General features: G+C 35.3%; 5 protein-coding genes and 1 pseudogene. All 6 read right to left on the reverse strand.

Annotated features, from left to right (window positions below; translation table 11 throughout):
* Positions 1–319 precede the first annotated feature (319 nt).
* A complete protein-coding gene (locus Q5O73_RS08170; protein WP_021951901.1) occupies positions 320–1,108 on the reverse strand; it encodes a hypothetical protein in 789 nt (262 codons plus the stop codon).
* Between the two features lie 116 nt (positions 1,109–1,224).
* Positions 1,225–1,398: a hypothetical protein gene (locus tag Q5O73_RS08175; RefSeq protein ID WP_021951900.1), complete on the reverse strand. Its 174-nt coding sequence runs from the start codon at positions 1,396–1,398 to the stop codon at positions 1,225–1,227.
* Between the two features lie 116 nt (positions 1,399–1,514).
* Positions 1,515–6,908, reverse strand: coding sequence for a hypothetical protein (locus Q5O73_RS08180; RefSeq protein WP_302669443.1), 5,394 nt, complete (start codon positions 6,906–6,908; stop codon positions 1,515–1,517).
* Positions 6,909–7,481: 573 nt separating this feature from the next.
* A complete protein-coding gene (locus Q5O73_RS08185) occupies positions 7,482–9,737 on the reverse strand; it encodes an NPCBM/NEW2 domain-containing protein (protein ID WP_302669444.1) in 2,256 nt (751 codons plus the stop codon).
* A 43-nt stretch (positions 9,738–9,780) separates the two neighbouring features.
* On the reverse strand, positions 9,781–9,951 hold the full coding sequence (locus Q5O73_RS08190; RefSeq protein WP_021951897.1) for a hypothetical protein: 171 nt from the start codon (positions 9,949–9,951) through the stop codon (positions 9,781–9,783).
* 21 nt (positions 9,952–9,972) lie between these two features.
* Positions 9,973–11,451 (reverse strand): annotated as a pseudogene (locus Q5O73_RS08195) (hypothetical protein); the annotation flags it as partial.

The following is an 11,451-nucleotide window of genomic DNA, read 5'->3' on the forward strand; positions in this document are numbered from 1 at the left end:
CATGAAAAATTCCCGGTAGAAGTCGCTTCTTCACAGGCTGTAATCAGTGAATTGAGCCAGGAAATCATTGATTTCATGAAAAATTCCCGGTAGAAGTCGCTTCTTCACAGGCTGTAATCAGTGAATTGAGCCAGGAAATCATTGATTTCATAAAAAATTCCCGGTAGGAATCGACACTTCACAGGCTGTAATCAGTGAATTGAGCCAGGAAATCATTGATTTCATAAACATTTTCTGGTAATTTTCATAAAGATTTGCCCATATAATCTTAAGCCCACCTGAACATACACATAACTCTTAACCAAAATCTTATTTCCCCTTAAGGATTTACAACTCCCCCATTCCAGCCATATTCCACAGGTTGCTTTAAATAATAAGGATTTTTCCTGCTTAAAACTTCTGTATTATGAAGTATGTTATTGTATATGTAATTATGCTGATTTTGATTATTTGCCATGTTATTTAAATAGAAATAATTTGCTATTTGTGCTACTGATATGGAACGTACGTTTTCGCTGTATATAATAGCTGTTTTAGCTTCGCCATCGGTATTATATTCTGCCGTAACAAAGGTTCTTATATGAATACTGTTAGCCACAAAATCATTCATCATTTCCATTGTACGCACATAATATGTATTTTCTTTATCATCAATATTCCAGTTTATGGCTATTCCTTTTTCCTCCATATACCCAAATGTAGGACTTAAATTATTTCCATTAAAATTATATTTTTTTATTCCTCTGTACCTAAAGCCCATATTAAGGGATGAATAATCCGTAGGGTCAAGTAATGTATATGTATTATTTAACTTATCTTTACTTTCGTAGCCTGTTGTATTAGGGTCAAGTGTGTATATGGTTCCATATTCCTTTACTTTGTAATCCACACCATTTAAAGTTATAATACTTCCCTTGTTCGGTGCATTTCCCACTACCCTGAAAGCAATGTTTAACTCATCTGTATTGTTAGACATTCTTATTTGAAAACCGGTTATTCCTACTTTAGAGCTTATAAGGGTTTCCTCTGCCTTTACACAATTTCCCATAATTCCACCTAAAGCAATAAATGCTAATATAATAAAAATATTTCCCGCTTTCTTTAACATACTTTATCCTTTCATAAATCCTGTTTTTACAAATTGCGCACCGACATTAATAAAAACATCGATGCGTAATCTAATTGCCTGTTATATATTATATATCACTAAAATATTTTAGTTTATTACATTCCTCCACCTGAATGTGGTAAGTTAGGTAATGTGGTAACTTCCGGAATTGACAAATCCTGATCTGATTTTGTAACAACATCACCATCAATTATATCTACCATGGTTCTTGTATTAACATCAAATCTATTGACAACAATTTCCGGTGTTTCATATTTATTACGTTTCATAATATCATTCTCCTATCATACTATGTACCGCCCCTCCCTTCGGTCAGCGGCAACTCGTCGGAAACATTTTAAAAATGAACTTCGTTCATTTAGTTTCCTCCTGCATTATACATTCATTAGTTCATCACAGTGTTATTTGTGAATACAACTTTTTTATGAATTAAACCTGTAGTTTCACCGGCAATCCAATCAAAGAGATTGCTATAAATTGTTCCTGTTTTTGTGTTCAGGGTTTGAAGCAGGGACGATTCGCTTCCCACTTCCCTTCTGGCTACAAAACCTGTAGTCTGTCTGTTAGTGTACTCATCCGCTCCGCTATATGCTTCCTGTCCTCTTGCATAATCAAACAGGTCATGATATACGTTATTAACTGTTGTGTAATTTTCATTTCCGGCATTTGTAAGCATTGCCATACCAATTTGTGATATATGATTGTTAATATCTACAATGCTGATTACATTGTTAAATAAAAACTCGTGAGCTGCCTTATTTGGCATCTTCTTTCCTTCATATAAATTAGTTGCAATATTGTAAATGTTTACATCTGATTCTCCAAAGCCGAAAGAATCATTGTCATATACTATTTCGCCGTTATCAAGTATTGCATACGCTCTAAGAACGTAATTTGAAACAAGGGCAGCATATGAATAATTCAAATGCTTAAAGGTAAGTGCCCAGTATGTACGTTTTGTATCCTCTGTCTTAATGTTTGACTTACCGAAAAGTCCCGTTTCGTAAATACCCATTGACGTTGCCTCATATGTGTAAACATTCTTGTTTGCACTGTCTACTGTCATATCAGAAGCACTTGCCACTCTGCTCTTTAATCCGTAAATTGTTCCAAATCCCTTTACTCCATGAAGCTTATTATCACTTCCCAAAATCACCTGGTCGGCACTGGACATTACTCTGTATGAAGGATTAAATTCTGATACAGCGCCCTTTGCGGTATTAGTGTTAATCTGGTATCCTTCAAGCTTAACATTTCCTGTATTTACGGTAATTCTTATTGGAAGATACTTAGTAGTTACCGTTCCGTCTTCTGCCGTTCCCGTAATCTTTAACATAAAATATGTTGTAGGATTTGTAACAGTAAATACTGTAGGTGCATTAATCTGTGTTTCACCGGGATACAAACTGTCATAAACTTCAAATTGTGCATATGTAAGTTCTGCTGCCGGAATATTTCCTTTACTGTCAGTATTTATTAACGAACTGTTGTCCTCAGTTCCCGTATTAACAATTTCCATGGAAACACTATTTGTTCCCTTGTTTGTACCGGCATACACATCATTCTTTCCAATTAATGACATATAATAGCTGTTATATCCTGTAACAGCATATGTATTAGTCTTATCAGGAGCATCATAAAACTCTATTGTTCCATTTATCTCCAAACTCTTATTAACTGTTTCCATTACATTGTTTCCATCATTATCCTTAGACTGTTTTTCGTAAGAATAATTAAACTTAACAGGTAATGTACCGGTTCCTTTTACAAGCTTCCATTCCTCGCTATTATCCCTCTTTGTAGGATTATCTGTAACTTTAACCCTGAAATAGAAGTTATATGTGTTATCGGTGTTTTCTCCATCTCTTACCTTTACGGTGTAATAGTAAAATCCATCTGATGCAGGACCACCTTCATATACTGAAAACATCTTGTAGGCATCCATTTGAAGCTGACCTTTGTATACTGTATCGTAAATAGTTTTAGCAACAAATTTCCTGCCTGTCTCATCATCATTTTGTACAAACAACTGGGTATTTGAACCTACAAAATACTTTTCATTACCATTTAAAGTAATGTATTTATCATTGTAACCTATAACAGCATCCATGTTTTCATCAGTGTAATACCACACTTCTGCCATTGTTTCATTACCCTTTCCATCATTAATCGGAAGGTAATATTCACCGTCAATAAGAACCCATTTATCTTCTCTTCTGTCAGGATCTTCTCCCGGCAATGGATTCGGCAGATTTGCTATTACCGTTACCACTGCATCCTCTGCATCAGTAACCTGTTCACACCAATGTGCAACTACTTTAACCTTAAAGTTTGTATTATCAATTTCTCTTGAAGGTACAAGATTTTCGTAAGTATGACTTCCTGCCTGTACACCTTCTTCAGTTTTAACTAATTTTTCATTTATTCCATCTTTATCGCATGTATAAATCAATACATCATATAAATATCCGTCTGCTTCCTGAGTAATGGAGTTTGTCCATGATACCGTTAATGCATCCCCCTTCTTACCTGCTGTCAAACCGTTTACACCCTCTATTTCAGGAATATTTCCAACAATTCTAAGAGGTACCGGTACATACTCATCAGGATGATTTTCCGTATCATAATAAACCTTCAAAATATAATATTCTGAACCTTTTTCTCCACCTAACTCACTGTGAATTGGAAGCTCCTGCATAAGCTCAGGAAGTTTTATAAGTATTGTATTTTCTCCCTGAGTTGAATACAATTCCTCCCTTGGCAACAGCTCAACTGTTCCCGGATCTGTTCCTATATGAGCTAAAGTATCATTTGCAATCTGCTCAATAAACTTTCCTTTATCGTCAACACTTGCATATGCAATAGTCATTTTCCAATTATTACTATTACCGTTAGTATTAATTTTTTTAGTTCCATCTATAGTAAGGGCAAGATGGTCGCTATTATATACTGCCATTCCTGCAAGTCCTAAATCTGAACCATCATAATATATTGTTCCTTCTATTAAATGATTCTTATCATGATATACTACAGGTACTTTATCAGGATCAGAGTTATCACTTGCCTTTGCTTTAACCCAGTTTCCCATATCTCCAGGTATTCTAAGACCTAATGTAAGATATGTCCCATCATTATTTACAACCTTTACAATGTAATATTTTCCTGCTGCAAAGGAACGGGTATATAACTGATATCCATTTCCATCCCATGTCTGTAAAACACCGTCGTTTACTTTTCTTTCAGTTCCATAGTTTATATCTGCGTCCATATCCTTTGTATAATTTTCAGCAGTATATGAAGAAACCTGGGCAAAATACATCTTTGATGTAATTGTACCGCCTGTTGATTTTACCATAGGTAATCCATTATTAATCAAAAACCTTATAAATTGTCCACTATATGCACTAACATCGGTCATAATATCTGCATAATCCACATCAGTAATTGATGCATCTAAAACTTTGTACTCTAAATATCTTTTATCACTTCCATTATTAATAATAATATATGGATTTCCATTTTCGTCTAAGTTATTAACATCAGTTGATTTAAACTTAGTCCAGTCCATTTCCTTACCTTCAACTGGTTTAACTGTATTCTTAGTAACTGTAAGGCTGTTATTTGTTTCGTCTGATTCTGATATAAAGCCTTCAGCTTCAGTTCCTGTAAAGGATGGTGAATCTACTTTAACCGTAAATTCCGTAGCACCTTCTAATGGTGAAACAAGTCTGTCAAATGTAACTGAATGCTCACTATTTATATTAACGCCTTGCCATACACCTTCGCTAACAAACTGTGTTTTTCCTACATCATCATAACCTGCCACGTTAGTAGTTCCGTCTAATGAAACCATTATCCGCTTTCCGTAATCAGGCATTTCTCCCGTATCCGGATTAACATATCCACTGGACTTAGGAACTTCAGTAATTCCCACGTTTTCAAATGTTACCTTGACACTAAACATTTTTCCTTTATAAATTTCAGATTGATTTTCACTTACTCCACCACTTAACTGAACTGATTTAATTTTAAGGTCAGGTAATGCTACCTGCTGTGCAAACACTGTATTTCCATATGAATACTTAGAAGCAATGGTTATTGTTGATTTATAATCAATCTTTTCACTAATAACAGATGTTGTGGTTGTGTTACCTGTTTCAATAGTTTTTAAAACACCATTGGAATAATATGATAAAACATAGCCTAATGGTTCATCTGATGCCTCATTCTTAGCCCATGTTGCAGTAACCACTCCGCCAACATTTTCCACTTTAAGTGTTCCCGACAATGTAGGATTAATTGAAAACTCGTATCTGTTTTTATCAGAAACTCCATTGTCACTTTCTGCTACTGCATTATGTTCATCTGCGTAAGCATACATTTTTATTTCTTTTGCAGCTTTTGGTTTAATTTCAATTCCCTCTACAGTTGTTGTTTCATTTGGTGCAAGACCGTCAGCCACATCAACATATGCCTTAGTTATTTCAACGTCGCCGACATAATCGCTTAATGCCTCCACTAAATAGTAAACTCTGTTATTTTCCGTTGATGTTGCAGGTGCCACACCGATATTTTTTACATTTATCTTTAATCCTGTAACGTTGCCGACAGTAGCAACTCCATCTGTTTCAACACCTGTTATAACCAAATCAGCAAATGCTTTTGCCACCGCTATCTTATCACCTGTATCACTATTTAAAACAGTAACCTCTGTATTATTATCAGGAGCCGTATTTTTAGTGAATGTGTACTTAACCTTTCCCTCTTCAATGGTAAGTTCATTACTTTCTACCGTAACTGTATTTCCACCTGAAACATATGTAAGCTTATAATTAGTAACGCCACTTTTCACATCTGCTTCGGCTGTTATGGTTCCACTGTTATTAGTAAGAACTACCTCCGGTTTAAGTAGAATCTTGTCTCTTTTCACAGGAATAATTTTGTCAGTACCATCTTTGTATCTTACTGTAATATATGAAATCTCGCCATCCTTAAATAAGTCCTGTGATAATGCTAACACATCCGGAACATTTGTCTTACTTTTAAAGAACTTATCACCTATGGCAAGCTTTGTGTCATTAACCCATGCAGATTCAAAATTTTCCTGAGAAGGTATACCAAATCCTATTGCAGGACCTGTGACCGTAATATTATCCTTATCAATGTAAGTAAGTTCGCTTCCTTTTGAAACCATCTGTCTGAATCCTGAGCCTGCTAATGCTGTAAAATAAGAATTAGATATGTACCACTTTTCTCCCTCTGCACCTGTTCCTAATTCTGTCCAGTCATTATCTGCTACTGTTACACCTGAATAATCCGGTGCTTTGTCTGATGCATATGTACTAACTGTCAATTTAACTGTAGCCTGCTGAGTAGATCCGGCATTGTTATCAGTTATTGTAATAACATAATCGCCATCTTCGTAGTTTTGAATATTTTTAATATATATTCCAAAACCATTAGTTTGATTTTCTAATGTTTCCTTTGTTTCCTCTCCCTGTTTAACTACAGCCGTAACTTGACGCGGTCCGGTTGACGCATCCCACTGGAATACAAATCTGGCATTCACATCACTTGTATTGTCTGCCGTTCCCATAACATAACCGACAATTGATGATGACGTGCTTTCAACAGTATATGTTTTGCCATTTAACTGTATTGAAATCCTATCTGCAGCATTAACTGACACCGGTGTATAATTAACACCTGTTACCACCATAGCCAGTGCCAAAATTATTGACACCACTTTTTTGATAGTCTTTGCTCCTTTTCCTTTCATAAAAACCTCCTTTATTTTTCATGCCTACCCTGATGTCCAAACTTTCTGAAACACTTCATTTGTATACTATCACTTTCATATTCTTAATGTCAATATTCCCTATTTGTATGCTGATTGTATGCTTTTATTTGTTTCAACATATTTTTTCTTATTTTTTATAGTTTGTATTGTTTTTTTTGTCGTAGTTTATCGTTTAACTTGTATATTTTTTATATTTATTTATTTGTTTAAGTTTATATTTTTTTAAATTAAGAAAACATTTTTAGTTTTTGGCTTTTTAAATCAAAAAAAACGCACTGGCCTCGTAAAAGTCCAATGCGCTTTCTTTTTAACTTTTTAGTTTATATTTCACTGAGAACATATCCATTCATTTCCTGATGAATCCTATTTCGTATAGAATTTAACTGAACTATAGCCAAAATCCACGGTTTTAAACAACTCATTAACTATATACATATCCACAAAGGAATCTGTATCAATATATTTAAGAGCGTCATCTGAAGATGTATTTTTCAGTGCTGTTTCAAAATTTGTAAGAGTATTTACCCAATTAGTATATTTAGTAGTTTCCTCCTAATAGTTTTTATCAACCAACCATCCGGCATTTCCCATGGAAGCTCTGTCGCAGAGGATTCCATCTCCTGCATCATTAAATTTAATTGTCACCTTAGTGGCACCCTGTGGAACTTCCACTTTAATGTATTGTGACTTTCCGTAGGTTAATACACCTGTAGTTATTGCAGTAAAACCGTCAAAAGATACTTCACATTTAACTGATGTCTTGACATAGTTAGCATCACTTACCACACTATCATCTATACCTGCAATTCCCATAAAGTATTTTGCATTCTTAGGAACGCTATATTCAAAGTAACCATTGGCATTTGTGGAAATACCATTATCATATTTAACACCGGAAATGCTTATAACCCCACCTCTGGTATTTTTATTTACACTAGCCGGATCACCACTATAGCCTGTAGTTGCACTTAGATAGTCTTTTCCTAAAAATACATCCGGTTTTATATTCATATAATCGTCACCATCCGGTGTATACAGATTGTCATTCCATCCATACACAACCTTAGAATCTCTGTAATATGGATTATCTTTAGTTGTAAAATATCCCGTATACTTTTCTGCCGGAACAAACTGTGCTACGTTTAGAATACTTTTATAAAGATATTCATGGCCTCTGTAATTAGATGCCAGACTCTTTTGATACATGTATGATGCCACCCTTGCAATACATGTAGAAACAGATTTTGTACTGTAAATTATTGTTCCACCTGTTGTTACCACAAAAGCTCTTACATGTATTTTATTTCCCGGGTGAAGGTTATCAATTGTATCCTGCATTGTCTGTACATATGATGAATATGTATCGTCCTTCTCCTTAATGGCATTTTCCGTAGCTGTAGCTGCAAGAGTAAAAGGATTAACAGTTTCTGCTGTTTCATCATTTAAATTGTAACTTTTTAATAATGTTCCTGAAGCTGTAAATGATGTTCCATCAGGAATACCATTGTCCGGCTCTATTGTATAAAGAGTTCCGAATTTAGCAACTGTGTAGGAAACCTTTCCAACTGTAACCTTACCGCCAACGTTTGGTGCCTTACATACTGTTCTAAATCCCACTAATCCCTGATTTTCATCTTCCTCAGACCAGTTGGTTTTCATCTGGAAGCCTGATACTGAAACATCATTACTGGTAAGTAAAACAGTTTGTGTTCCGCTAATTTGCTGTTCATCGTTATACACCTTAAGGCTTACATTCTCAATTGTAACATTGGCTGCTTTACTGGCACCATTAATGTAACCCATCATTATTCCGTACAATACATTAGCTTCTGTGCTCTGATTTGCCTGAAACTGTATCTGAACTGTTTTAGTTTCCCCTGCCGAAACATCAACATCCTCCTTAGCAAATACTGTCCAGTCACCACCACTGTTTCCATCACTCTGAATCAAAAGCTGAAATGACTTATCCACATCAGAAGTGATTTTAAACTGCGCCACATACCATTTACCTTCATACAACTGAATATTCTTCTGAACTAACTGTGTTGCCCAGTTATCACCACTTTCATAAGCCGGAATTTCAACTTTTAACTTTCCATTGCCCTGATTAGTGTATTTATTTCCACCATATTCATCCCAATGAGTAACCTTACCTTCCTCAAATTCCGTGTCCTTAAGTAACTCTGTTCCGTCTATAATTTCCGGCGTTGTAACAGGTTCCGAAGTTGTAGTTGTTTCTTCACTTTCCTCTACAACTGAAATTGATGTAAAATCCACTATACATCCATTCGGCATACCACATAACGCAAACACCGCCGTAAAACCTGTCACTCCCGTAATTGTATCTGTTATAGTATTTTCACCTTCAACTGCCGGATAAATCTTGTCATTCCTACCTGCTATTCCGTCAGGTTTATATAACATATTTCCTGCCTTTGTTGATGTGTACTTTATGGTACATTTATATGTTTTTGATGCATCAAGCCCTGACACAGGATAGTGTGCCTGTATTGCCCACCTTTCATCACCTGTTGTAGCCCCATTTGAGGAGTTGATTTTGATTACTAAATCATCAAAAGAAGTTCCTTCTCCTTTTATGGATACATCTGTAGGCTGTGCCCATGTACTTGCCTTATATATCTTTGACCATTTTCCCAATGCCTGATCAACGTTTTCTGTTGTTGAAAGCTGAGTGAATCCGTCTTCATCAGTACCTGCACTTACAGTACCGGGATTCATTGCAAAAGTTGATACAATCATTGATAGCACACAGATAAATGCAATTATTTTTTTATATATTACTTTCATATTTATCTCACTTTCCTATACGTCTTATATGCTAAAAACCACACTAACCAAGCAAATCTAAGTCCGGATTATCGTAATTACCACTTATTATATCCACTCCGGCATTCCATTTGTCTCCCGGCTTTTCGTTTCCTGTTTCTAATTCCAACATAACCCTTTTATTAACATCAAACTTGGTAACCAGGATTTCAGGTGTTTCGTATAATTTTCTCATTTTTACTACCTCCGTATCTGATTACTCTTCATCCACATCATAATCTGTTATTATTCCGTTGTTCCAGGAATACTGTGACATTCTGTAATATCCTGTATAGTATTTGCCCGGTGATTTGTTTACCTCTGTTTTTTCAACTTCGTAGTAAATCCACTGGGACAGAGTATCATAATTTGTGCCTGAAGCCGTATTTAACTTTTCAAGAAGCTCTTTATTATAATTACCAATACTTCCGTCTGTATTGTACTTCTTCATGGCAAAATCTTTATTTGGCACTGAACTTTCCCTCTGACTATACTTATATCCTCCAAGACAATGTACATAATCATACATACTTTTGTAGCATGCATTTACAAGATTATAATTATGATCTTTAGATTTAATATTAAGTTTAACCATCATAGCATTGGCAATATTTAATCTGTTTTTGTCCATATTTACTATGTTAAGAATGTTATTGTACAGATAGTTATGAGCAGTCTGTGTACTCATTTTCTGATTCTCATAAAGGTTCCGGGCAATTTCGTACATATTAATTGTATATATGTCATTGCCATACTCATACTTATAGTAGTTGCCATTTTCCTGATAATCATAATTATCTGCCGTTCCCTCTACAACTGCATATGCACGGTATGTTAAATTCTGTGTCAACATTCCATACATATAGGATGTAGCATAGAAAGTAAGAGCATAATAATTCCAATGTGTATATGGATGTGGATCATCCTCCCTTGTTGTCCAGTCTCCATAATATCCACCTGTGGTCTCTTCATGATAATATATATTATCCTTTATTTTTCCATCTACACCGTCCTTTTCTGCTCCTGCTGTTCCGTCATTGTTCAGATTTGAGGATTTAGGAATCGTCAAATTCTTAACTGCATCTGCTCCTGTTCCCACTGCGTTGGCTGTTCCAAAAATAACTCCTGCCTTTACAACTTTTCTTCTCTTAATTGTATTTTTGCTTACACGGCAAACAACTCTGAATGATGGCGAGAACTCAGCCGGTGCTCCCTTTACATTGCTGACGTTCATCTGATATCCCTGTACTTCTACATCACCTAAGTCTTCACTTGTATTTGTACATAAGATATTTACATCTTTATTAATTGCATTTGTTGTCACGAATGGGTCGAAATTATCTTCAACCTTAGCTTCTTTATTTATTGAAGTATCCACTCCACCCACTGTATAAGTAGTAGAATACCATTCCTCTTTCGTTTCAGTAACTGTTATGGCACATCCGTCATATACAATAAATGAAATACTTTCTCCATCTTTCAAGCTAAATTTATACTTTCCTTTTTCACTGTTTGTAACAGAAGTACCTGTACACAATACAGCATTTACGCTTTCCATTCCTAATGCAATACCTGCCGTAAAGTTAAAACTCTTTGATAGCTTTTCCTGTTCCCCCATATTTCCTGCAACCTTCTTCTCAATGGTTACTTTGTGGGTTGGCTTATATGTATTTACAAATAACTCGCTGTTATCAGT

The organism is Eubacterium sp. AF15-50 (assembly GCF_934835595.1).
Classification (GTDB): Bacteria; Bacillota; Clostridia; order Lachnospirales; family Lachnospiraceae; genus Eubacterium_G; species Eubacterium_G segne.

Bases quoted from the DNA above. Each gene is read 5' to 3' on its own strand.
- Q5O73_RS08180 (WP_302669443.1), bottom strand. From the start codon at position 6,908: ATGAAAGGAAAAGGAGCAAAGACTATCAAAAAAGTGGTGTCAATAATT.
- Q5O73_RS08170 (WP_021951901.1), bottom strand. From the start codon at position 1,108: ATGTTAAAGAAAGCGGGAAATATTTTTATTATATTAGCATTTATTGCT.
- Q5O73_RS08175 (WP_021951900.1), bottom strand. From the start codon at position 1,398: ATGAAACGTAATAAATATGAAACACCGGAAATTGTTGTCAATAGATTT.
- Q5O73_RS08185 (WP_302669444.1), bottom strand. From the start codon at position 9,737: ATGAAAGTAATATATAAAAAAATAATTGCATTTATCTGTGTGCTATCA.
- Q5O73_RS08190 (WP_021951897.1), bottom strand. From the start codon at position 9,951: ATGAGAAAATTATACGAAACACCTGAAATCCTGGTTACCAAGTTTGAT.